General features: G+C 49.1%; 18 protein-coding genes and 1 pseudogene. 2 read left to right on the top strand and 17 right to left on the bottom strand.

Going from position 1 to position 24,014, the window contains the following annotated elements:
- Nucleotides 1-463: 463 nt before the first annotated feature.
- The 12 genes from D1641_RS15385 to D1641_RS15330 form a co-directional block, all read right to left on the bottom strand.
- The gene (locus D1641_RS15385; protein WP_160667247.1) at nucleotides 464-1,960 is read right to left on the bottom strand and encodes a class I SAM-dependent DNA methyltransferase; all 1,497 of its coding nucleotides are present in this window, start codon (nucleotides 1,958-1,960) and stop codon (nucleotides 464-466) included.
- Between the two features lie 12 nt (nucleotides 1,961-1,972).
- On the bottom strand, nucleotides 1,973-2,833 hold the full coding sequence (locus tag D1641_RS15380; protein WP_160667245.1) for a hypothetical protein: 861 nt from the start codon (nucleotides 2,831-2,833) through the stop codon (nucleotides 1,973-1,975).
- A 2-nt stretch (nucleotides 2,834-2,835) separates the two neighbouring features.
- Complete coding sequence (locus D1641_RS15375; protein WP_243149419.1) at nucleotides 2,836-3,948, bottom strand: restriction endonuclease subunit S; 1,113 nt, start codon at nucleotides 3,946-3,948, stop codon at nucleotides 2,836-2,838.
- Between the two features lie 19 nt (nucleotides 3,949-3,967).
- Nucleotides 3,968-4,744, bottom strand: a complete 777-nt coding sequence (locus tag D1641_RS15370; RefSeq protein ID WP_160667241.1) for a hypothetical protein — start codon at nucleotides 4,742-4,744, stop codon at nucleotides 3,968-3,970.
- 13 nt (nucleotides 4,745-4,757) lie between these two features.
- Complete coding sequence (locus tag D1641_RS15365; protein WP_160667239.1) at nucleotides 4,758-7,508, bottom strand: type I restriction-modification enzyme R subunit C-terminal domain-containing protein; 2,751 nt, start codon at nucleotides 7,506-7,508, stop codon at nucleotides 4,758-4,760.
- Between the two features lie 196 nt (nucleotides 7,509-7,704).
- Nucleotides 7,705-10,083, bottom strand: a complete 2,379-nt coding sequence (locus D1641_RS15360; RefSeq protein ID WP_160667237.1) for a M56 family metallopeptidase — start codon at nucleotides 10,081-10,083, stop codon at nucleotides 7,705-7,707.
- Between the two features lies 1 nt (nucleotide 10,084).
- Nucleotides 10,085-10,444, bottom strand: a complete 360-nt coding sequence (locus tag D1641_RS15355) for a BlaI/MecI/CopY family transcriptional regulator (protein ID WP_160667235.1) — start codon at nucleotides 10,442-10,444, stop codon at nucleotides 10,085-10,087.
- Nucleotides 10,445-10,727: 283 nt separating this feature from the next.
- Nucleotides 10,728-11,507, bottom strand: coding sequence for a CAP domain-containing protein (locus D1641_RS15350; protein ID WP_160667233.1), 780 nt, complete (start codon nucleotides 11,505-11,507; stop codon nucleotides 10,728-10,730).
- 517 nt (nucleotides 11,508-12,024) lie between these two features.
- A complete protein-coding gene (locus tag D1641_RS15345) occupies nucleotides 12,025-13,458 on the bottom strand; it encodes a site-specific integrase (protein ID WP_160667231.1) in 1,434 nt (477 codons plus the stop codon).
- Entirely contained in the window at nucleotides 13,416-14,585 is a 1,170-nt protein-coding gene (locus D1641_RS15340; RefSeq protein WP_160667229.1) for a site-specific integrase, read from the bottom strand. Before D1641_RS15340 ends, D1641_RS15345 begins: the two co-directional genes overlap by 43 nt.
- Nucleotides 14,586-15,172: 587 nt before the next feature.
- Entirely contained in the window at nucleotides 15,173-15,607 is a 435-nt protein-coding gene (locus tag D1641_RS15335; protein WP_160667227.1) for a helix-turn-helix domain-containing protein, read from the bottom strand.
- A complete protein-coding gene (locus D1641_RS15330) occupies nucleotides 15,604-15,816 on the bottom strand; it encodes a helix-turn-helix domain-containing protein (protein WP_160667225.1) in 213 nt (70 codons plus the stop codon). Before D1641_RS15330 ends, D1641_RS15335 begins: the two co-directional genes overlap by 4 nt.
- Before the next feature lie 419 nt (nucleotides 15,817-16,235).
- On the opposite strand from D1641_RS15330, the gene D1641_RS15325 reads away from it, so the two are divergent.
- Both D1641_RS15325 and D1641_RS15320 read left to right on the top strand, forming a co-directional pair.
- Nucleotides 16,236-16,661 (top strand): HTH domain-containing protein, encoded by a 426-nt coding sequence (locus D1641_RS15325; protein WP_160667223.1) that lies wholly within the window; start codon nucleotides 16,236-16,238, stop codon nucleotides 16,659-16,661.
- A gap of 361 nt (nucleotides 16,662-17,022) precedes the next feature.
- Nucleotides 17,023-17,838, top strand: a pseudogene (locus D1641_RS15320) (IS3 family transposase); the annotation flags it as partial.
- Between the two features lie 339 nt (nucleotides 17,839-18,177).
- Here D1641_RS15320 and D1641_RS15315 read toward each other — a convergent pair.
- The 5 genes from D1641_RS15315 to D1641_RS15295 all read right to left on the bottom strand — a co-directional run.
- Nucleotides 18,178-19,452 (bottom strand): hypothetical protein, encoded by a 1,275-nt coding sequence (locus D1641_RS15315; RefSeq protein ID WP_160667219.1) that lies wholly within the window; start codon nucleotides 19,450-19,452, stop codon nucleotides 18,178-18,180.
- A gap of 178 nt (nucleotides 19,453-19,630) precedes the next feature.
- A complete protein-coding gene (locus tag D1641_RS15310) occupies nucleotides 19,631-21,226 on the bottom strand; it encodes a hypothetical protein (protein WP_160667217.1) in 1,596 nt (531 codons plus the stop codon).
- 12 nt (nucleotides 21,227-21,238) lie between these two features.
- Nucleotides 21,239-21,808, bottom strand: a complete 570-nt coding sequence (locus D1641_RS15305; RefSeq protein WP_160667213.1) for an S-layer homology domain-containing protein — start codon at nucleotides 21,806-21,808, stop codon at nucleotides 21,239-21,241.
- Between the two features lie 59 nt (nucleotides 21,809-21,867).
- Nucleotides 21,868-23,199 (bottom strand): hypothetical protein, encoded by a 1,332-nt coding sequence (locus tag D1641_RS15300; protein WP_160667211.1) that lies wholly within the window; start codon nucleotides 23,197-23,199, stop codon nucleotides 21,868-21,870.
- Between the two features lie 17 nt (nucleotides 23,200-23,216).
- On the bottom strand, nucleotides 23,217-24,014 hold a 798-nt coding region (locus tag D1641_RS15295; protein ID WP_160667209.1), incomplete at its 5' end, for a 5-bromo-4-chloroindolyl phosphate hydrolysis family protein.

Here is a 24,014-nt window from a genome sequence, read left to right as displayed (position 1 = left end):
TTCCACACTCTTTTTTCTCTGAATTTTTCCTTATTTCCCTCTTGACTTCATACCACTGGACTCCTTGTCAGTTGTGACAGTCTTTTCTCTCTGTGATGGAATACAGGACAGAGTGTGATAGCCGTCCACGCTGTTCCCTCCATACCAGAAAAACAAAAGACCTACACATCCTTGCTGGCAAAACGACCAGCGGTACAGAATGTCGTACCGCAAGGTCTTGCACAGCCTCGGATATGTAAGTCGGAAGTAGAGCGAGGCAGTTTGTTCAGTTGTTGCACCCGAATATATGTTCTATGTATAGGATACTTGATTGAGTAAGCTTTGTCAAGAGAGCGTATAAAATTTTTTGTACCTGGACATAATAAATAATTCTGCTGTGAGTGCCACTGAAAAAATACACCCGCAGAGGTTGACCCTTGCAGGTGTATTTCGTGAAGCATCATGATAGATGTGCATAGAACTATCATTCCGGTGTCGTGTTTAGCTGCTGCATCAGCTCTTGGAAACCATCCAGTGCGCTCTGGAGATTTTCGATAATATCCAGAGCCAATACATCCGGCGCGGGCAGGCTATCCAGATCCGCAAGAGATTTGTCCTTGATCCAGAAGATATCCAGACTGGCCTTGTCCCGATCCAGAATTTCCTGAACGGCAAATTTCCTCCAGCGGCCATCCAGGTTACCCTCCGACCATGTCTCATGGCGCTGGTGCCGGTTCTCCGGATGGAAGCAGCAGATAAAATCTTCCAGATCGGCGTCAGTCATGGGATGCTGTTTCAGCGTGAAATGGACGTTGGTGCGGAAGTCGTACACCCACACCTCTTTCGTCTGCCGCTCCGGGCTGGCGGGGCGCTTGTCAAAGAAAATCACGTTTGCTTTGACACCCGGCTTGTAAAAGATCCCGGTGGGCAGACGCAGGATCGTGTGCAGGTCGGTGGTCTCCAGCAGTTTCCGGCGCACCGTCTCACCGGCACCACCTTCGAAGAGCACGTTGTCCGGCACGACCACCGCCGCCTTACCCCTGGCGTTCAGGAGCGTATTGATGTGCTGGACAAAATTCAACTGCTTGTTGGAGCTGGTGGTCCAGAAGTCGGTTCGGTTGTAAACCAGGTCTTCCTCCTCCTGCTCTCCCTCCTCATTGGTGAAGGTGATGGAGGACTTCTTTCCGAAGGGCGGATTGGTCAGCACGTAGTCCACCCGGTAGCCGGGGTCGGTCAACAGCGCATCCCCCAAGGTAACGGGGACGGTTCCGTAGATGTCTCCGATGTTGTGGAGGTACAAATTCATCAGTGCGGTTTTGTAGGTGGCCGGTACAATCTCGCTTCCGTAAAAGGTCTGATTTTTCAAAAATTCTTTCTGCTCCCGATCCAGGGCGTATCGTTCCGGGTCGGCGATGTACTCCTGCGCGGCAAGAAAAAATCCGCCGCTGCCGCAGCAGGGGTCCGCGATGGTCTTCATTGGCTCCGGGCGGACACAGCGCACCATAGCTCGGATGAGAGGCCGGGGTGTAAAGTACTGCCCAGCGCCGCTTTTGACGTCCTCCGCGTTTTTCTGGAGCAGGCCCTCATAGATCTCGCCCTTAACATCGGAGGACATGGACACCCACCGCTCCTGGTCGATCATCTGCACGATGCGGTACAGAATTGCGGCGCTGCTGATCTTGTTCACCGCGCCCTTGAAAATTTTCCCCAGAATGCCGCCCTGTTCCCCCAGCTTTTCCAGGGTGGCTTTGTACTGCTCCTCCAGTTCTGCGCCCTTGAGGGTATTCATGTCCGCCCAAGTGTACCCGGCGGGGATGCCGGTCTCCCGTTTGTAGGGCGGCTTGGAATACTCGTCCGACATTTTCAGGAAAATCAGGTAAGTCAGTTGCTCCAGATAGTCGCCGTAGGACACACCGTTGTCCCGCAGGGGGTTGCACATACCCCAGACTTTGGAAATGATGGTGGAGGTTTGGTCAAGCATGTTATTCTCCCCTTACTGATACAAAGCAATTATCTCTAACTGATATACAGGTTTTTCGTAAATCGAAGAGATAGCAGTCGCTTCAAAATCAAACACATTACCGGAAGTTAGCGCCTGCATTGATGTAATTAATTTATCCTTTGCACTGGCATCCTTAATTTTTGTAAAAATAGTATTTTTCATCAACTCGGTACCATCAGGATAAACACGCTTAACTTGAGCAAGGCATGTAAGTTTTGCATTTATTAAGTCAGAACGAGTACCTTGATATAGGTTTTCATCTAAAATATTTCCAGCAATCGCAAAAGATTCCGTCTCATAAAGGATTTCCTCACCAGCAAACAAAACCTGAATTGACTTTAAGATATTTTCATATTGCTTTGTGTCTTGTCCTGCACCGTTGATTTTAATACCAACTTTCTGCATATTGGCCGCAAGTTTCAGAATATCAGTCATTTCCGCAATCATGGATTTTATAGAATTGATCTGAAGATTGACTGGTAGACAAACAAAATTTCCTGGTCTTGCTTTTACTATGTCAACGAGATACCCCTTATCCGCAAGTGATGTTTTAACTAAGCTCAGGATTGATGTAATGGTTTGCACTTTTTTCTCTCGATTTTCACTTGATACTCCATCGGTCTTTCCGAGTTCACCACCCAGAGTACCGCCCAAATTGACCAGTTTGAAGCCACCGCCGGCCTGGCCATCGAGTTTGCCAGATTTGGTCTTTTCTGTTGAAACACTGGTGGTGATCTCCGCATATTCAGAATAACCACCGTTCAAAATGGCGTATATATCCAGTAATCTACTTTGATTAATATAATATGGGAAAAATAACTCCACTTTTGAATTACTTTCATTCTTTGACATAATTATAGCCCTCCCTCAAACGCTATCTTCAAAATACTCTGCCGCAGGGCCTCGGCCTGTTGCAAGGCGGTGCCTACTGTTTTCTCAATGTTGTCGCAGACAGATAAACGGGATTCAATTTCGGCCACAACAGATTGTTGTTGAACAAAAGGAATGATTGGAATTGTAAAGTTTTTGATATCTCCGACGTTTATGTGAGGTGACGCTGTTCCTCCGACATTTTCTATAATTAGAGTTCTGGCTTTCGGTGAATTTAAGTAATACATCAGATATTTATTCAATAAGTCCTCTGATGGCCTCAACAGCATCATTCGCTGTCCCATACAGACTTCTAATCCATCTGGAATTATGCAGGCAATACCTAAAATAGCACCTTCTCGGCTAAACAGCACATCTCCTGGTTTTGGCGCAAGTCTGGAAATCCTTTCGCAAAATGTTTCTTCTGAAACATAATTCTTTTCCGACAAGTTCAAATATCCGGGCTTAAAGTTTGTGGTTCTTAAACATAGCTTTCCTTTTTGAACCCATTTTGGTGTTGAATGAGGACAATCTACAATATTTTCGCATACAGACGAAATTGTTTTCTCAATGCTACCGTCAAATTTTGAAAATGCCTCTTTCAGTACCGCCTGCCGGTACACCTTCAACCGTTCCTTTGCCGTTTTCAGTTCGGCCACACCAGCGTCCAGCTGAGAGAACAGTTCTTCAATGCGGGCAACGATGCGCTCTTGGTCGGGGAGGGGGGGAACAGGCATCTCAATATTTAGTAAATCACGCTTTGCAAGGCTGGGAATCGTGGTGGATTTGTCCAAAGCCTTAAAATTGAACGACTGACAAAAATAAAAGAGGAATTTGGGATGAAGTGTTTCCCCCGGAAAAACTCCAAAAGCAGTATCAACATTCCAAAAACGTTCATTCACAAAGATAGGACGGTTGATAGTCCCTTTTCTGCCAACAATGGTTGATCCCGCTTCACACAAGAAGTCATTGGCACGCCCCATGATGCCGCCACTTCCATAGATAGGATACTGGCCAGCAGGGTCAGAAACAGTTCTTTGATTTTTTCCGCTGATAATATGGAGAACCTCAGCCCACTTTTTAACTTGGACGTTCATTTTCACTCACATATCCCATCTATTTTGTGTTCAATTCCACCTGCACTGTTTGCATGGCTAAGGGCTTCATATATAAATCCTTTATTGGTTTTGCAAGAGTTTCCACTAAATTTAATTCTATTCTCTTATAATCGTCTGCATTGACTGAGAACTTGTAAAAGAATTGGACTTTCTCTTTTCCATATTCAGCTTCTAAAGTTATTTCATATTGTCCAATTTCCCAAAACAACTCCTTATCTAAAAGTGATTTTGCCATTTTATATGGCTCGCTTGAAGTATAGATTTGGCAGGCTCTCTCGTATGATAAATTGAGGGAATTTATGTTGTCTGTCTGTTGAGCTAAGGCATCGTAATATGGCTGAAACGTTTTTGAAAATGAATCATAAAAATCAGCAAATTCTATAAAAGCACATATCATACTATTACCGTCAATTCGGATAGGATGTGCGGTTTCTGTAATGGATGAATAATTCCCGCCCATCCTTTGGCTCATTGGTGAAGTAAATGTAGACCATCTCAAATTTAACACTTTATCATCCTTTACCCGCAACACTTTGAGGGCAACATTTTTCACAGAAATAGGCTTGTTTTTTGCTTCAAATACGCCCTCAATTTGTATATATGACCCACTTCTGTTGATAAACAGATAAGCGCGACCTGTGGGTAAATGATAAAGCACTGGTTTTATTACCCATTTTTTCCAAGCCCACTGAATGATTGGAATTAAAATTGCAATTATTGAGAGGATGAGTGCAAATAACTCATATATTGTTATTTCTGAAAAATTTATTGACATAAAAAGCCCTCCTTTACGCCACCAGCTCCACATTTAATTCCATCAGGATTTCCTCATAATCTTCCCCGAACACCTCATAGAACCGTCCCAGGCCGCCCTTGCGGTCAAAGGGGCTGAGGTCCAGGTCCTCCAGCACCACGCTGAGGGATGCGGCGATGTGGTCTTTAATCAGCCGCAGCCACTCCATCTGCTCCTCGGTAAAGTGGACGGCGCCGGCGTTGCGGCGGAAGGACCACTGCTGGAAATTGTAGCTGACCCGCTCAGCAAAGGGAACCAGCGTCTCCGTCGCGCCCGTCTCAAACCGGATGAGGGATACCAGGTCGGCCAGCTGCACCATCGTCCCCCTCTTCACCTTGTCTGGCTGTTTGATAGCATAGCAGTCCCACAGCCTGTCCACCGTGATGTTCCGGGCTTTCAGCTTTTCATACAGCGCCTTGAGCTTGGCAATCGCCATGGGACGATCCTTATACCGCTGGTCGTAAATGATGCGCAGGGCCGTGATTTCATCCTGTTTTTCCTGAATGAACTCCCGGAAGGTCTCAATGACCCGGCTGGCGGTCTCTTCCTGTCTGACGTCGTACCCGGCAAACAGCACCGTGTCGAGGTTGACATTGTCAATGATCTGCTCATGGTTCCGGCGGACATTTTCGATGTAGTCCCGCACCTCCGGCCTGTGGAACGGGGCGGAGGCGGCAGCGGCAAGCTCCCGCTGGGCTGCATCCAGCAGCGCCTGCTGTTCCTGGGTAGGTTCGCCCTCCTCTGGCAGGGACACCCCCGCGTGGGCTGCGATGACGTCCGGGTCAAAGGCATCCAGCAGAGCCTGGGCGGTCTGTCCGGCGGAGGCTCCGGCGATCTCCTGAAACTCTTTCCGCTCAGAGGGTGTCATTTGGGCATTCAGGCGGACGATGCGGCTGGCCAGGGAGGTGAGAGTGTCCTCATCCTTCGCCCCCAGCGCCACATTCATCATCAGTTCTTTCAGGGAGACGGAGGGCTTGCGCTCCAGGGCACGGGTGTCCGATTTCTTGGATCTGGTGACGCCCACCGCGTCCACGATGACAAAGTGATCCTTGTTCTCTGTGGCGGAGGGAGTCACCTTTTGCAGATCATCCTTGCTCAGCGTCCGGGTTCCCCGGCCCTTCATCTGCTCGAAATAGTTTTTACTCCGCACGTCCCGCATGAAGATCAGGCACTCGATGGGCTTTACATCTGTTCCGGTGGCAATCATGTCCACAGTGACGGCAATTCTGGGATTGAAACTGTTGCGGAAATCAGAAAGGGCTCCTTCCGGGTCATCCGCAGAATAGGTAATCTTCTTACAGAATTCGTTACCCTCGCCAAACTCTTCCCGGACGATTTGGATGATGTCGTCCGCGTGGCTGTCAGTCTTGGCAAAAATCAGCGTTTTGGGAACCTCGTTTCTGCGGGGAAACAGGATGGTGTACAGGTTTTTCCGGAACGCCCGAATCACAGTCCGAATCTGGCTGGGGTTGACGATATCCCGGTCAAGGCGGGAGGGTGTATAATTTACATCCTCGTCCATCTGCTTCCATCGTTTCTCCCGGGACAGGCGGTTCCGGTATTCGATCTGCTGTTTCACAATGTATCCGCCGTGCTGTCCTACCTCGGTTTCGATGAGGAAGATGTCCTCCCCCACGTTGACTCCGTCAATGATGGCCTGCTCTCTGGAATACTCGCTGACCACATTTTGATGGAAAAAGGCAAAGGTACGTTTGTCCGGTGTGGCCGTCAGGCCAATGATAAATGCGTCAAAATATTCCAGCACCTGACTCCAGACATTGTAAATAGATCGATGGCACTCGTCCACAATGATGCAGTCAAAGAACTCCGGCGGATATTTTTCGTTGTAGACCACTTCCTTTGGCGCTTTGCTGTCGGCGGTGACATACTCGCTGAATGGGGTCTCCTCTGCGGACTCGTCCAAGTCCTCGCTCTTCAAAATAGAGTACATCCGCTGGATGGTGCTGATGTAGATTTGCGTATTAGCCGACATCCGGGAGGATTTCAGGCGGTACACGCCGTAGATGTCGGAAAATGGCCTGGGATCGTCGTTGGGGGTATAGGCCAGGAACTCCCGCTCCGCCTGCTCCCCCAGACTTTTGGTGTCCACCAGGAACAAAATACGGTTCATCTTCCCGAATTTCAAAAGGCGATAGGCGGCGGTGATGGCGGTAAAGGTCTTACCGGCTCCGGTGGCCATCTGCACCAGTGCCCTCGGCCTGTTTTCAGAGAAAGAACGGTCTAATTTCGTGATCGCACGAATCTGGCAGTCCCGAAAGCCGGTGGTGTCAAAGGGCGGAAAATGCTTCATGTTGTTGCGGATGGTATCCGGCGCGCTTAGCAGCGCCCGCAGCGTCTCCGGACGGTGGAAGGAGAAGACCGTCCGGGAGCAGTATTTCAAATCGTGATAGTCTGTGAACCGGGTCAGCTTGTCCGTCGCTTCGTAGGCAAAGCGGATGGCTGTATCTCCCTTGATCCACTTGAATTTGCTTCCGGCATAACGTGCGGACTGATCCTCCACCGTAGTGATCTTCTCTCCGCTCTCTGTCCGCTTCGCCTCCACGATACCTATAGGAGTTCCATCAACGAAGAGGGCGTAGTCCACTTCGCCTGTGCTGGTTGGGAACTCCCGCACAGCTACGCCCATGGCAGAGAACAGATTCAGATTTTTCATATCCTGAATGACCCAGCCAGATCGGATCAGCTTTTGGTCTATCGCAAGACGGGCCTTTTCCTCTGGTGACATCGTGGTCCCCCCCCTATATCGGCAATTTATTACATTATAACGGATAAGGCCTCTGGTTACAAGGCGCTATTTCATTGTTTTCTACAACCACGAGGAAGGGCCATCCAGTCTGTTGGATGGCCCTTCCTGGATGTTATTCAATTGCGTATAGAAGTTGACGCTGTTGGGTAATCAAAGGTGACAGGACCGAGCGGTTTTATTCACTTATCATTTGTAAAAGCAGATAGATAGCCGGTTGATTCTCTTCAATCCATTCCATATCATGCTGCTTCCCAACGGATTTTGCGGCGTCCTTCCACGCATCGAAATACTCCTGCCCGGTTTCTGCATATAGCTTGAGCTGGGCTTCCGGCGCGATGTCATCCATGGCGGCTCTCATAATATGTCCGCGCAAATCAGTTTGCCCGCCCTTCAAAAACTTGGTGAAGCAGTATTTCAGGGTGTACCGGCCATAGTATGTCAGTTCCCGGTACTCGATGGGGTGTGCCTCAATATAATCCCCCGGATTGGAGGACAGCGCAGGGCCGCTGCAAATTGTCTCAATGAGCGACCCGATCACCTGATCAGTATCCAGCCCGGTAGCTGCGACCGCCTGGGCGTAGCACTCCTGGGTCTGCTGAAGAATGAACTTCTGGCTGTCCATGCCGTCCTCAACGATATGTGCAGGGAACTTTTCACGGATGTCCTGCGCATAGTAGCTGCCGTCTCTGGGCTGCCAATATTCCTCCAGTGTAAGAGTACCAGACGGGTCTTCCCGAAATGTAATGGCAACAGGAACATGACTGCCGCGGACGGTCTTCAGTCCGTTGTCCGTGACCCTGTATTCCTCATAGAGCGCCCAGCCGTAGTGAATATATTCTGAAAAGTCACTTCCATCCGCAACGATACAGGCAATCTCCGCAAAACTTGCGCAGGATACAAAGCCGGTTGGGTCTGCGGAACGGTTACGCTCCAGAATCGCCTGATGGATCACGGCCTGTTCTTCGGAGAGAGTGGAAAAATTGGGTTCCTCCGGCGCGGGTTCACCGCCGCCATCAGGTTTTAATCCAATAACCTTTGGCACATCGTTTCTGTGCGCTTCAACGAATGTGGAAACATCCTCTGTCCGAATATCAATGCTGTCATCCGCCTCATTGTGGACCCTTAGAGCGATATACATAGGCGTCTCGTCTGGAACACCGCCCACCAGGACATCAAAGAGTTCATCAATCTCGTAGCGCATGATATACAGACCGGAGCCAATCTCCCACCCCTGATACCGCTCAAAATCTGACCAACTCAGCGCGTCCCCCTTTTGCGACAGCATGACCACATCATCAAGGGTCAATTTTCGGCCTTCAACCCCATCATCTTTTACCTGTATCCAGCGCATATAGGCCCACTGCCTTTGTTCGCTGTCCACCGTATTGAGATCAATCGGTGTCCCGCACTCCTGATAGGTATAAAAATCCTCCGTTTCAGACGGATGAACAAAATACTCAATTCCCTCAAGCCCTGTGTTGTTTGCCTGTTCTCTTGTCAGCTTTCCGGCGGACTGGTAGCCATAGGGCAAGTAGGATACCGGCATGTACGGATTGACATAGACATTACCGTCCACGATCAAAGTTGGACGTTCCGCATTTGGTGTGCTGGGTTCTTCTGTCACCGGATTTGTCGCAAAGCACGCCGTCACCACCCCACAGGCGACAACCGCCACAGCAATGAGCCAAAACGCCGGTTTTTTGTAATTCAGCACATTTTTCACCCGTTCTTTTACGCCAACCTCTCCAAAGGCCAGCGGGCAAATGGTCACCAGCCGCCGTCCAGTATTGCACTCCAGCAGAGCGGTGGAGTACTGCTTCTTCCCATCCAAATCCATCTGCCGGATAACCTTTTCGTCACAGGCCAGCTCAATGTCCCGGCACAGCAACACATAGGTTACCCAGCACAGGGGATTGAACCAGTGAACGGTCAGGATCAGAAAGCCCAGCGGCTTCCACCAGTGGTCACGCCTTGCCAGGTGCGCCTTTTCGTGGGCAATTACCGGCCCCATAGCCGCCTCGTCCATACTGGAAGGCAGATAGATTTTGGGCCTGACCAGCCCCAGGATAAACGGAGACTTCACATAGTCGCACAGAAAGATGTTTCCCTCATAGGGCACTCTTTCCGCAACGCTCTGACGCACCCGCACATAGCTGATGACTGCATAGAGCAGCATGGCGGCGATGCCAACGAGCCAGATTGCCGACACAACAAGTGTCCAGATATAGAGCGGGTTGATGCTACCAACAGAGTTGGGAGCAAATGTTTCGCCCAGAACGGGATTGACCGCATTGTTGACGGCGGGGATGCCGCTGCTGATGGCGGGCGTCTCATACTGGATGTTATGGGCGTTGAAGGTCTCGGCGCTGGGAATCAGGCTCAATGCGCTCTCAAAGGAGAAGGGAACCACTAGCCGCAGAGCAACGATTCCCCACAAAAGGACGGCAATCCACTTCGGTGCCTTCTTCAACAGGAACCGTAGCAGCACCACCGCCAGAATCAGCCAGCTTGCGGCAATGCTCATGTTCAGAATGTTCAGGAATAGATCGCTCATATCATTCACCTGCCCTGTCGATCAGCGCACGAATCTCGGTGATTTCCTCGGCTGTCAGCTTCTTTTCACTGGTAAATGCGGCTAGAAAAGCGGGGAGTGAGCCCGCAAAGGTCTCGTCCACATACTTTTTGCTGTGAAGGGCATAGAACTCCAGCCGGGACAAAAGAGAAGTCACCACACCGTTATTGTTTTGAAACAGGCCCTTGTCGCAGAGCCGGCGCAGTACCGTATGTGTGGTTGTCCGCTTCCAGGTGAGTTCCGCTGCGGCCAGTTTAATCAGTTCGGCGGATGTCACGGGCTCCCTCTCCCAGATGATGTCCGCAAAGCGGGCCTCCACAGCCCCTAATTGAATTTCTGCCATAAGTACAGCCTCCTGTCTACGCAGTGTAGTCTCTTGTATAGATTACATCGTGTAGACGAATTTGTCAAGGACTTTTTCAAAATATGAGATCGCACATCAAGAATGGGAGTTCCTTTTATAATCCTTTGTGGCTGATAAAAGGGTTTAATTCCTTGTTTACTGGTACGCAATATCTGAGCAGTAAATCTGCTCCCCGGTGTTGTATTTTCCTGTCTATACTCTGTGCCGCCACGTGGAAGGGCCGTCCAGTTTCCTGGATGGCCCTTCCTGGTTGCTATTTGGTTCATGCATAGAAGTTGACGCTGTTGGGTATCCCGACGAACATGTAACAGTAGGTGATGCCATCGTACTGGGTCACGCCTACGCCGATGCAGTCGCATCTCGGGTCGATCATCGTCTGAAAATGGCCAGGAGAGTTGATCCAGTTGTCGACGGCGCACTGGGCAGCATCGACTGTACCGGTGAACACGGTGAGGTTGTCACCGAAGCCATAGGGGTAACCGGCGTCAACAGCGGCTTGGCTTTCCTCCAGGGCGTGATGCCATGTGTAGCGCCGGTCGGAGCAGGCTTGGGCGGCATTCATTAGGGCCTCGCTGACCGGCAGTTCCGACACTCCGTTGTCCTTTCGGGTCTGGTTGATGAGCCAGATCATCTCCTGCCGTATCTCCAGGTTGTCTGTCAGGCCGGCGCTGTCCCCGCTGGCGGGGGCTTCCGGCGTAGCGGGGGCTGCGGAGCCAACCGTCAGTATTACGGTCCCACGTTCTCCAGCGCTGTTGGAGACGGTGATCTCTGCGATCCCCTCCGCTTTGGCAATGGCAACCCAGAAGGTCAGCACCTGTTCCACCGCTACCGTGTCTGGGTTGCTGGAAGTCACAGTGTAGTTTGCACCGCTGGGACCGATGATGAGTCCGCTACGGTCTCCTACCTCCAGGGTACTTCCCTTGTAACTGCTCACCCGGACGGATTTGTCGGGCGTTTCCGTTGCCATGGCGGGGACAGTGAGGACAGTTGTGAGGATAGCTGCTGTCAGTGTGGCGGCAATGCGCTTTTTCATGTTGGTCATACATTTTCCTCCTAATTTTCAGTGTTTTGTGGGGCTTTTGCAAGCAACACAATACCGAAATAGGAGGCGAAAGTCGATAGAAAATTGCAATCTAAAACGGAGAAATACAGAGGTAAAAATCGAGCGGATTACACAGCGTTTCGTTGTGTTTATAGGGTGCCTCTTCCGGAGCGTCGATCCTCCTGACCACATAAACAGCCACAGACAGATGTGGAACACGTGGAAACACTGTTTTCAAAGAGTGCCGGAGAGTAAATGAAAAGGAGTAGAAACGGCTATAAACTATCAAAATTTGTCTAAAAAATCTTTGCAGACCTCTTTGTATGTACCAGCGCACACGCTGCTCTGAGGATAAGGGCTGATTTATGGCCTTGAAAATCTCCATTATCTGATTCAGACCTGCCATTCTCGTGACAATTTCTGCTTGCTTGGTACGGCTGGGTACTCCTTGACCACATATTTGCCCACAGACCGAGAAAAACTGGCCCACCGGGACACCCCCGGTGGGCCGCAGTTCTCAGCTTGCTCTATTTTCTGCCCTCAGCCGCTCCCTTTCGGCGGCTACCTCCGTTTTCATCTCGGTTATCATTACCGCCAGCAACTTTTCGCATTCGTCCTCTGAGTCAGCGTAGATGTCCCGGGTGCGTTTTGTTCCATCGGGCCAGGTCACCGTGTACCTTCCGTTCCAGCGCCCACCTTTGGTCCGCCCCAAGTATCCGCTGCCCCAGTAACGGCGCTTGCCCCGCTGAGCCTTGAAGTCCGTCGTGGTGTGGCTGGTTGTTGCCTGGGAGCTTTCTATGGGAGTCTCCGCTCTACCAATGCCCCGGTCGATTTTTGTGGCGGCTTGCCTTTGCATATCATCAGTGACATGGGCATAGACGTTCAGCGTGGTGGCGGAGGAGACGTGACCGATGATGGTGGACAGCGTTTTCACATCCATCCCATGTTCCAAAGCGTTGGTGGCGAAAACATGCCGGAGGTCATGGAAGCGAACCTTTTTGCACCCCGCATGAGTCAGGATTTTGCTCAGCCTGTGGCTGGCGGCGGCTGGAGCCAGCGGGGCGTCCTCTTTTTTCGGAGAGGGGAACATCCATCGTGAGGATACAGTCTGCTTATATACCCGCAAGACCTCGGCCACAGGTGAGGGAAGAATCACGGTTCGGATAGATGCCTTGGTCTTGGGTTTCTGGATCAGCAGTTCCTCTTTGGTTCGATAAACCTGCCGTTCAATCCTCAGTTCTCCGGTCTTGAAATTCAGATCGTCCCACTGGAGCGCCATCAATTCTCCTACTCGGAGGCCAGTGGTCAGTTCCAGCAGGAACACCTCGTAGTAACCTTCGTCTTTGGCCTGGATGAGCAGTCTTTGCAGTTCCTCCCTGGTGAGCAGCTGCATCTCCTCCCGTCTGATTGGCGGGGCCTTACATCCCTCAATTGGATTCTTTACGATCAATCGGTCTGACACAGCTTTTTCCAACGCCCTGCGGCATAGGCTGTGGCAATTGCGCACCATGTTGTCCGAGAGACCGCCGCCCCTGGACTCTCTATGCAGAGTACGTCCGTCCTTCCTCATCCAGTTGAAAAACTGCTGGAGCTCATTTGTTGTCAGTTTGTTCAGGGGAACGCTGCCCAGTTTTGGACGGATGTAGAGCCGGATAAAGTCCTCATAGGATCGCTGGGAACTGGGGCGGAGCATTGGCTTACTGTAGTTTTTGTACCAGAATTCTACCCACTCACCGAAGGGCATATCCGCTCTGATTTTGGCGGCGGTTGCGGGAGCCATGGACTCTTTCAGCGACCCCAGTTTCGCCACGCAGTCTGCCCTGGTCTTTGCCAGCACATTTTTTGTCTTGGGCAGGCCCTTGTCATCGTAGCCGATAACCACTCGGCCCTCCCAACGCCCGTCTTTTCTCAGCCGGACAGTACCCTCGCCGCTTTTGCGCTTTCTTCCCACGGTTTCAACTCCTCTCCGAAAATGTCTGTCAAGAAATCTCCTACCACTTCCGAGGCTCGCTTCTGCATATCGCCGGTGGTATGAGTGTAGGTATCCAGGGTGAACGCCGCCCTGGTGTGGCCCAGGATACCAGACAGGGTTTTCACATCCACGCCCGACGCCAGAGCGTGAGTTGCGAAGGTGTGACGCAAGTCGTGGAAGCGAATGTTCGGAAGGCCGGCCTGCTTCAGCAGGACCTTCAACCGGCGGTATGCTGAGCCAGGATTGGTGGGCTGTTCCGGCTTCAGGGGGTTGGGGAATATCCACTCGGTCAGTGCAAACTTTTTTCGCTCATCGAGAACCCGCACCGTACTGGCTGGCAGTACGATCTTTCGAGTGCCTGCGCTGGTCTTGGTATCCCCAGCAGTCAGCCCACCGCCAGCTTCCTGGTAGACGGTGCGGCAGACCTTCAGCGTGCTGGCAACCTCATCGAAGTCCTCCCACTTGAGTCCGCAGATCTCACCCCGGCGCAGACCTGTGGTCAGCTCGGTGTAGAAGAAGTCACACCAGATTTCATCCTCCGCGATGACCTTCATGAACATATCCAATTGCTCGTCTGTTAGTACCTGTTTCGCTCTATAACTGAACTTGGGAGCGATGATCTGTTCGGTCGGGTTGCTGGCAATCAGGTGTGCCTGCTGCGCTGCCTTCAGTACACCGTGGAGCGTAGTGTGGATGCGGCGCACTGTACCACTGGACAGACAATCGCTCAGCGCTTCGTAGAACCGCTGGATGTCCTTCGGTGTGATTCGAGCCAGCTGTTTGTCACCCAGGCTGGGGCGGATGTGGTTCTCGATGTAGCTTCGGTAGTTCCTCAGCGTGTTGGGCCGCAGAGTATATACCATATTTTCCAGCCACTTGTCGAGCCACTCGCTCAAGGTCATCCGGCTCTGCTCTGTCAGGTCGACGCCCTGGTAACTGTCGATGTGCTGGCGGAGCTTTGCGGACAGTTCCTTCTGCGTGGGAGCGTAGACGTAGCGGAAGATGGAGTCGCCGTTTTCTTTATGCCCTACTACGATGCGGCCCTCCCAGCGCCCGTCCTCCCGCTTGCGTACCATGCCGTCACCGGACGGTCTGCGCTTTGCCATGAGTATCATCTCCTTTCTCCGATTCTGCAACACCAACACATACCACACTTTGCGGAAGATAGCTACTACTTTTTTCGAGGACTTTTATTCTTTGTTTTGCGGCGCAAAATCTGCGTATACCCCCGCCTGAATCCGCCAACATTGTGGCGGCTGTAAGGGCAGAGGAAAAACTGACCCCCGACTTACCCCCAGGGGGTGAAAAATGACCCCCGCACCGATTTCCGCAAAATTTCTGAAAACCACCTGTGACAGCCACCTTGCGAAATGGCGAAACGCTGAGGTTTTCTCTCTGGATTTGCTGATACCGACCACCTGCCACAGCAAAAAGTGAAAATTCCGACCACCTATGGAAAAGCCCCGACCCGCTCTGCGGGGCGGTGTGGCTGGCCGGGGGGGCGCGTAAGCGACCCCCGGCCTTTATCCTGCACATTTTTCGACCCCCCGGTTCACCTGCCACTTTCGGCTGTGCTGAATTCGCCGGATGGTGCACACCGGTCACACGCTTTGGACACAGCTGTGTCTGCGATGTGGAGGTGGCTTGTTACCCTCTGGACACCAGCGAGGCCACACAGGCGGCGCACAGGCTGTCACACTGAGTGTGCACTATCGCTGCGAAGTGCGAGGGCCTTTGCGACCCGATGACGCTCAGCTGCCACATCCATCCGCGCCAACTGCTGTTCGTAGAACTGGTCGAGGGCCAGCTGGATCGGACGGATGGTGTAGAGCAGGTTGCCATTGCGCTTCAGACCAGCCTTGGTGGTGACGCTTGTGCTCTCCGTACTGATGAGCCGCCGCTCCTCCAACTCACACACATACTTGCGGATTGTGTTGGCACTCATCCTCACTGCTCTGCCGATGGTTTTGTAGCTGGGCCAGCACTGGTAGGTGCTTCGGTTTTCGCAGCAGAGCAGGTAGGAGTAGACAGCCAGCGCGCCGGGTGACAGTCCCAGCAGGAATATCTCGTTGGGCAGTTGAAAGTAGTTCTTGACTGGATCACGTTTGGGCCACGGTGTGTACTTCAATCCGCACCTCCCTGGGTGTGCTGCGACACCCACTCCACGAATTTCTCTTTAGGCACCACGAGCCTGCTGCCGATTTTGAGAACAGGAAAATCCGGTTCATGCATCAACTCGTACCCGCTGGACGGTGAGACGCCCAGTACCTTTGCCACTATTGCTGCGTTCAGGAACAGCGGCAGTTCGTTGTAGCTCTTGTAACTGAATTCTTTCATGTTGCGTTTACCTCTGGGACGATGCGTTCCACTGTTGCCCCGCAGGTGATGATGTGGTGGTTTCGTTTCTTCAATTTGCTAGAGGGGCGGTTCTCGTATTGCTGGTCCCGGTGCTGATATTGCTCTAGCTTGACAAAAATTCGTCTTACTCTTTCTGTAATTCTTCTTGAGATTTTTTCATTATAGTACCTCCTTGATTTTCGGATTTGTCTATAAAAAGATTGCCTGCCTCTAAACTGTACCCAAGATTATAGACAGCAGGAAAAATGGAGACCCAGGTTGGCGGACAGGTCAAAAAGTAAGGACGTACCCTAAAAGTGGACGAAACAAGTAAAGAAAGAAAAGGGATATAGGACAAGAGTATGTTCTAAGGGCAGGGCTGTGTGATAAAATGAAGCCAATAGAAAGGGGCATCACACATGGCACGGAAAATGTTTACCCAAGAGCAGGTGCGGGTTATGGCAGAAAATCCATACACGTTCCATGTGTCCACCACGCAGATCACCTTCACAAACGCATTCAAGGAAGAATTCTGGCGGAGATACCAGGAAGGAGATACACCCAGAACGATTATGTACGATTTGGGCTATGATCCGGAGGTACTCGGGAGGAACCGTCTCAGCGGCATCCAGAACGTAGTGTGCAAGCAGGCGGTTTCAGCGAAAGGGTTCCATGAGCGGCCGCAGCGCAGGCGCGGAGAGGGGTCTGCTGAAGGCAGAGACACAACTACCCAGGCTCAGCTGCGGCAGATGCAGCACCGGCTGAAATATCTGGAGCAGGAGGTGGAATTTCTAAAAAAAATATCCTCTGCCAGAGGTGGACGAAAGCAAGGGCCGCGGCCATGAACGAGGCTTCCACCATCTTTTCCCTGATCCACCAGACGTTATCCGGCGGTGAGAACGAACTATCTGTATCCATGATGTGCCAGACAGCGGGGGTTTCCAGGTCCGGCTACTATGCGTGGTTAAACGCCGCTTCGGCCAGGCAGGTGCGGGAAGCACAGGATCGCGCTGATTTTGAGCTGGTTTTGGAGGCATATAGTCGACGCACTTGAGAAGAGGTAAAAAGGAGGGGAGGAAAAATGGCGCGGGGCAAGGCGGAGGATGCAGGCGGGCTGACGCCCGCCAAAGACGACAACGCCGCCCTGTGCCATTTTGGCCGCCGAACTTTACCGATTTTCAAGTGTGTTGACTATACAACCGGCGGAGATATTCCAAAGGGGCGCGGGGCATCTATATGTGCCTTATCCACAATACTCCGCCGGTGGTTATGAACCTGAAAAAGATACGCCGGTTGATGAAAAAATACGGCTTGCAATGTCCGATTCGGAGGGCAAACCCTTACCGCAAAATGAAAAACGCAATGAAAACGAATCATTACGCGCCTAACCTTTTAGACCGTGAATTTGAGAGCTATGGCCCCCGGCTTGTGCTCCTCACGGACATTACTTATATCCCCTGGGGCGGGTCGTTCCTCTACCTCTGTGTGATCATGGACGCCTATACAAAGCAGGTGCTTTCCTATACCCTCAGTCCAACCTTGGAAGTTGACTTTGTGCTGGACGCGGTGGATATTTTGATGCGGGAACATGGCGTCTCGCTCCATGCAGAGACTGTAATCCACAGCGACCAGGGCTGCCATTATACCAGCTGCAAATTTATTGAACTCGTTGAACACAACGAGCTTCGCCGCTCTATGTCCCGCAAAGGAAACTGCTGGGACAATGCGCCACAGGAGAGCTTCTTCGGGCATATGAAAGATTTGATTGACTTGACGGGCGATCCCTCTTTTTATGAGGTAAAGGCGATCATTGACGATTATATGTCGTATTACAACAACGAGAGGTATCAATGGGATTTGGCAAAGCTCTCTCCCAACGAATATTTCTCCTTTGTCACTACCGGCGTTTATCCTCTTGATCTCCCCAGCAAACCCTCGCCGCCTGAAATCTCTAAAACCCCCAATGAGCTTGGTGCGCACACTTTGGAGCCAGAGATAGTTTCTGATCCTTTAATTAGGTGACAAATAGTTGAGATTCATTCAGCCTGCTGTCTTTTTTTGATGTCTGTCCAAATTTTGGGGTGTCTATTTCTTATTTTGTCCTTGACAAAGGGTACACTTTACTCCCGGCAAGAGGTTATATAAAGGGGGATAGCCACGAAGCAGCGCAAGAGGCCTTTGTCCCCCTTGTTCAAAGCAAGGAGATGCAAACGGCCTGGACTTTTGGAAGTCCGGGCCGTAGCCTCGCAGAGCGCATGATACATGGTCACAGGCCATGTATAGAAGTGTGCTGTTCGGAACCCTCGAATTATTTTGTTGCCGCAATCTCGAAAGAACTATATGAATCTTGCTTTACAGCGGTTATGATACTTTTTCGAGTTTTGAACTGTTATATCGAGCTATAAACCAGAAAAGGCCCGCCTTCTGCTCTGGCCAGAGTGCTTCAGGTTTTTCATCATATCCATGCAGGTAAAAATTACCACACCATGTGTCAGTCCAATCAATGCTTTCCGTGTTGTCCGGAATCTGCAGACTCCAATGGCCTTCCTTATAAGAGAGTGTAGCCAATTTATTTGCAGCTTCGCAATGATAAAGCAGACCATTTGCATAAACATAAGATATGTACCTTGCGTTGCACGAAACATTTGCTGAATACACATTTGGGTCATCAGTTGCAGAAATATCATGAATTTCCAATGTTGCCATATCAGATGTCCATTTTGTTCCTATGATTCCCCATTCCACGCTTTGAAGTGTTTGTCCAATTTCGTCTTCATTATAGTACCAATGAGGATATCCATCCTCTATTGAAAAGTGGACAGGAATAGATATCAGAAAAGTTTCCTTGCCGTAAAACCAAGTTTTTTCAGCAGTATAATACTGTATCTCAAAACAGTTATCCCAGTCAGAATCCGTTCTTAAATATTGGTAATTATCATACTGGTAACTAACGCCATCTAAAAGATAAAGATTTTGAAGATTCATGTCAAGGGTCTCCATTACGTTACCTGTACCAGCAGAGTACGTTGGTGCATATCTCCGGTTCTGTATTTCAGCGCTCTGCAACTGCCATATGCCATCTACAATTCCATAGCACATTTTGTAAGACGAATGATAGTCAAAGGATGTATGATGTGCTGCTAAATCTATAGTAATCCACTTTTCATAGTATACCATAGCGTTTGAATCGCAGGTCTCCTCTACGATCTCAAAGTCTTCGACATCTAAATCCCAATCTGAAAAATAATAGTCATTGTCTTTGACATCGGCAAGCAGTTGTTCATTGCTCAGGCCCGAAAATTCCCAAGGCCCATCGTAGTAGCGCATGACAGATTCAAGGATCCAGCCCTCGTTATATAGCTCATATTTCAATTCGTATGTTAGTGAACTTGTTAGTTCGGGAGCATTTGTATGGACAGTGATATAAACAAAATCAGTTTTATTCTCTACATCAGTCTGCCGTTTGATTATTTTATAATCACTGATTTCAACGTCCGCAGAAATAAAAACTGGGTCGGCTTGCAAATCGTTGATGATCTCTTTTTCGCTCTTCCCGGATTTAGAACATCCACTTAATGACATAAGTATTAATACCCAAAAAACACATAGAAAAAAGATTTGTTTTTTGTCTCGCATCTTCTGTTCTCTCCCTTAAATTTCAGTTACACAGGCAGATAATTGAAAAATATGTTTTTCTCCATATCCACGACAATGCCTAAATACTCTCTCAGTTCCTTTATGCTCATACCATTTTCTCCTTCAATTATTGAACCGCCCGGCCCGCAAGCAGGCCGGGCGGTTGCTCTTTTACAGATTAGTCGGGAACCCATTTTTCATATTTGTATTCTGTCCTATACTGCGCAGGGACTGTTCGGCTCTCTTCCCAGTAAAAATTCCTTCCATCGGGCAGTGTAAATTCTGCCCACCAGGCTCGTCCGTCATTTCCATAATGATCAACGCTGGTATGGTTCCCGTTGCACTGGCCGCAACTCCAAGCGCTGCCGTTGGCACTATACCTCGCCGTACTCCAGTCGGAGTATCGCAACACTGCACTGCCAAATTTGCCTCTAAGATATGTCTCACACCAGCACTCATGCCGACCATCAGTTGTGGCGTAACCGACATAGCGATATTCTGTGCGGCTGGGAGAGGTTTCAACTGTCCGTGTTTCGATATTGCGGATGGTATCAGACGTGGAAACGGGTGTAGTAGTCCAGCCTCTTTGCTCCCAATGGCCCACTGGTGTCGGGGGTTTGGGATTGCAAATTTCACAGGAATCTACATAGTTTGCTACATCATCAGTGAATTCTTTCCCGCAGACAGAGCAGACATAATAATTACGGTGGGGATGTACGCTTTCGCAATATAGCATATTGCCTTTCACATGCTGTGTACAAGTGGGCGGGGGAACTGTCTGAGTATCCTCTACCCAACGTTTCTCTTCCCAGTAGTAATTTTTGCCGTCTGGTAAAGTATACTCAGACCAGTAAGGCGCTCTATTGCTTCCGGTAAAGGCAATGCCAGTGTGATTTCCTTTACAACTGCTCCCACAGGTCCAATTTGATCCGTTGGAACTATACCGAGTTGAACTCCAATCGGAACATCGCAGATTTGCGCTCCCAAATTTGTTCTTTAGGTATGTCTCACACCAGCACTCGTGCCTACTATTGGATGTTGTATAGCCTACATAGCGGTATTCCCAATGGCCACCTGTATCGGAATGAGGTGGGACTTGTGAGGATGTTGTGCCAGAAGATGGTGTAGTGCCTCGCACAGGAAATCCTGCCGATTTCGAATACATTTTCGAAATGTAAATAGTTTTACCAGCATAGCTTTTGTTGCTGAACTCTATTCTATGCCTTTTTACGATGCAATTATAAGTGCTATACGAATTACAATCCAATACTTCCACACCAGACGAATCCACGCTTATCAATATAAAAGAATGACCATTTACCCTAATATAATCACCTGTCTCGGCATTTTTTGAGATCGTATTATAATTGAATCCATTGGAATATTTTGTGCTGCTACCTCGCAATACGGTATCTCTATTGTTGGCTCTGAAAATATACCATTCAGCAAACTCTACAAAGCCCATACACGACTTTCCCCCACTCAGGAAAAGTTGTGATGTCTGTACGGTTCCAAATAAATTCTTGAACCACTGCGACTTAATCACATTGTTTACATTGCAATTAGCGCATCCGTGATTGGAACTCCATTTGCAACAACCTTGGCCGTTTTGGGTAAAATACTTGCCGCTCAATAAGTGATCCAGTTCATCAATTCGAGTTTGAATAATTTCATCAGTAATTGTTTCTGTTGCGCTTGCAACAAAAATAGTGCCTGGGATGAGTGTAAAAATTACACATGCTGCGAGAATAAAACTCAATATTTGCTTTTTCATCTTATTCATCTCCTATATCTGTGTTTGGTATAGCAAAAGAGCAATTTGATTTCTAGCCATTTTTTCACCAACCTGTACGGAAAGTCCCTGCGTAAATCCGTACTTAGTTGCCGCTTCAATGTATCCATCAGGATAACCACCATAGTCAAGTGCGATTTCTTCTAACCCCATGGCCCGTACCACCATTGTCACTGCTTGTTCAAACGTTACTGTATCATTCGGCCCAAATTTTCCACCTCCATAACCGCTTACAAAACCGAGTTCAGATGCTTTGGCAATATATTTGTTGGCCCAATGAGTTGTGGGAACGTCAGAAAACGTATCTGAGACAGTCAGGTCCTCAGTTTCACCAAGCATGTTGCATATAATTGTTGCCATTTCTGCGCGGGTTACGGTGTTGTTTGGGTTGAAGTTCCCTTTGTCATCTCCCCGCATAATGCCAACATCTTTGAGATACTCTACTGCCTCGGCATAGTCGGCGTTTTCGTCCACATCCGGGAACGAGGACGCCGCTAATGCGGGGCAGGTGAGCAAGGTAAGTGCGAGAAAACATACTAGAATGCGCTGAAGTTTGTGTTTCATGTTGTTTTCCTCCTTTTTATTTTGTATTATGAGCACCAAGTTTTGGTGAACACACGGTTTTATTTTGCGAGGAAAAGATCTGCAACAAAAGAAAGTTCTGCACCCCCATATCCAATTGCAGAATCTGGTTTAATTTTTAACAGTGATACTCCTGAAATATCAATTGAAAACGCAACAGGTTCATCGCCTCCCGTTATTGTAAGTTTTTTCAGGAGGATATCATCACCGTATATATAAAGATAGCTTTCACTGGTACTGGAATTTCCTTCTTTTGCTATGCAAAAGATACCAGATAACTTGGAGTACATTTTATCAATCTTATATACATTATAATTGTTAAAATGTATTCCGGGCCAACCTGACCTGGATGTTCCAGCGTAAAATGTATCATAACTATTTCCGTAATTATCTGTGACAGTTTCGTGTGAATAAGGGCCACAAGTAGAATCCCCATATTGCCATATTTCTAAGTTATCCAACGATACAGGGTTATAGCTCTCATATTTAGAAACTGCCGCTAATATTTCTGAATCTAATAAGGGGAGGCTTTGGACCTCTCGCAAAAACTGTATAGCAGATTCATATCCCTCGCTATTAAAAAGCTTATCAGCTTGAATTAAAGCAAAATTTTTATACTTTTCCAAGTATTTTTCCTCTAACGCATCCAGTTCCACATCGTTGCCCACTTCATTCTGTGCACCCCAAATCGCCCGGATCGCATTTGTGTAATCCTGCTCAGCCACATATGCCGCCGCATCTGCGATTGCGGCGGTACGGACAGCATTCATGTGCTCTGAAGAATAATCATCAATTGTTTGGAGCAATTTTGCATCATCAGGAATTACTAGAAGTCCAGCATTCAAAATATCAATGGCTAATTTGTAGTCATCTTTTTCCACATATGTATTGGCCGTATCCATGAGCCCATTCCGATAACAGTCTGTGGCCTCTGCAAGCAGCTTCTGTGCTTCCACATAAGAGCTGCTACTGTCTGCGACCTCTTTCAGCGTTTGAATAGCTTCCTCATAATCACCTCTTTCAAAATAGAATAGACTCAACTCATAAGTTTCATCTGCTGCGGCGGGGGGTGGTATATTGCCTTGTCCAGCAATTTCCCCACGGTTAACAGGTGCCCCTGGATTCGCAAATGTGCCCCATATCACAATTCCTACAACGGCAATCAGCCCAACAACAGTACTGGCAAATCTGGACTGTTTTTCTGTAAGAAATTTTGCGTCAACAATGAGATCAATTACTGTAAACACGGCTAGCAAAATGAAGAGGATTATCATCGCTTTTCCGATTGGTGCTTTAGCCGCCACAACCAAAGCAACAAAGATTATCAGGGACATAGTCAACACCGCAATGGATTTCTTTTTGAGAATTTCCACTTTCGTTTCCTCCTGCCCTATAGAGTTAACCGGATGTCAGAGCCGTCCGCATTTTTTGTCGTCTGCGCTTCCAACTTCTCTCCGGAAATACCTTCTCGAATCATCATTTCTTTCAGAACAGAAAGCTCCAGCGAAATGTCCAGCGCATCTGCCCCAAACAAGCTGTCCAACTGTTTATGGAAAACAACCAGTATGGATGAATCCAGCATGGATTCTATTTGCCTTTTGGTTTTGCTGATATTTTCTCCCTCAATGCCTGTAGCCTCTGCGCGGCGGTAAGCATTCAAAATATTGATTGTGGTAGGAACATAATAATCAACAAAGGTAGATATTTTGGATATTTTCTCCGGGCGTTCTCTCACCTCGTTTAGGATTTTTCCGCTCAACTCTTCCAATTGTAAAACTTTCCTGCGAACCTCTGTATTCTGAATTTGCTTCATCACATAGTCTAAAGCCTGAACCGAGGCAGAGCATTTTTGAAGAATCTCCTCAGAACGAGAAGCTGCATTCTCCTGCGGTTCACCTGTTTCTTCCTGGGATTGAGGTTTGCGGTATAGACCAATTAAACGCAGCGAAATAAATAAAGCAACAGAAAGCCCCATGACCAGAGCAATCCTGCCCGACTGCCGAGAGATCATAAATAGCAACCACAAGACTGCCACTCCATAGTAGGGAAATGTGGAGTTTTTCGATTTCAACTGCCGAGCCATATACTTCACCATCGCTTTCAATTTAATAGTATAACGGGGTACAAAGGGGTGAGTGTCTGGAGTAAGATTTTCAAAACATGGGGATAAAGGTACAGGTTGGTATCC

Origin of the sequence: Colidextribacter sp. OB.20 (assembly GCF_009911595.1) — a bacterium.
Lineage (GTDB): Bacteria > Bacillota > Clostridia > Oscillospirales > Oscillospiraceae > Lawsonibacter.
The sequence above is the reverse complement of the archived record's forward strand: the minus strand, read 5'-3'. Positions and strand labels throughout refer to the sequence as shown.

What these genes read in the sequence shown, in the direction of transcription:
- D1641_RS15385 (WP_160667247.1), bottom strand. Translation starts at nt 1,960, where the DNA reads ATGCTTGACCAAACCTCCACCATCATTTCCAAAGTCTGGGGTATGTGC.
- D1641_RS15380 (WP_160667245.1), bottom strand. Translation starts at nt 2,833, where the DNA reads ATGTCAAAGAATGAAAGTAATTCAAAAGTGGAGTTATTTTTCCCATAT.
- D1641_RS15375 (WP_243149419.1), bottom strand. Translation starts at nt 3,948, where the DNA reads ATGAACGTCCAAGTTAAAAAGTGGGCTGAGGTTCTCCATATTATCAGC.
- D1641_RS15370 (WP_160667241.1), bottom strand. Translation starts at nt 4,744, where the DNA reads ATGTCAATAAATTTTTCAGAAATAACAATATATGAGTTATTTGCACTC.
- D1641_RS15365 (WP_160667239.1), bottom strand. Translation starts at nt 7,508, where the DNA reads ATGTCACCAGAGGAAAAGGCCCGTCTTGCGATAGACCAAAAGCTGATC.
- D1641_RS15360 (WP_160667237.1), bottom strand. Translation starts at nt 10,083, where the DNA reads ATGAGCGATCTATTCCTGAACATTCTGAACATGAGCATTGCCGCAAGC.
- D1641_RS15355 (WP_160667235.1), bottom strand. Translation starts at nt 10,444, where the DNA reads ATGGCAGAAATTCAATTAGGGGCTGTGGAGGCCCGCTTTGCGGACATC.
- D1641_RS15350 (WP_160667233.1), bottom strand. Translation starts at nt 11,507, where the DNA reads ATGACCAACATGAAAAAGCGCATTGCCGCCACACTGACAGCAGCTATC.
- D1641_RS15340 (WP_160667229.1), bottom strand. Translation starts at nt 14,585, where the DNA reads ATGGCAAAGCGCAGACCGTCCGGTGACGGCATGGTACGCAAGCGGGAG.
- D1641_RS15330 (WP_160667225.1), bottom strand. Translation starts at nt 15,816, where the DNA reads ATGAAAGAATTCAGTTACAAGAGCTACAACGAACTGCCGCTGTTCCTG.
- D1641_RS15325 (WP_160667223.1), top strand. Translation starts at nt 16,236, where the DNA reads ATGGCACGGAAAATGTTTACCCAAGAGCAGGTGCGGGTTATGGCAGAA.
- D1641_RS15315 (WP_160667219.1), bottom strand. Translation starts at nt 19,452, where the DNA reads ATGCGAGACAAAAAACAAATCTTTTTTCTATGTGTTTTTTGGGTATTA.
- D1641_RS15310 (WP_160667217.1), bottom strand. Translation starts at nt 21,226, where the DNA reads ATGAAAAAGCAAATATTGAGTTTTATTCTCGCAGCATGTGTAATTTTT.
- D1641_RS15305 (WP_160667213.1), bottom strand. Translation starts at nt 21,808, where the DNA reads ATGAAACACAAACTTCAGCGCATTCTAGTATGTTTTCTCGCACTTACC.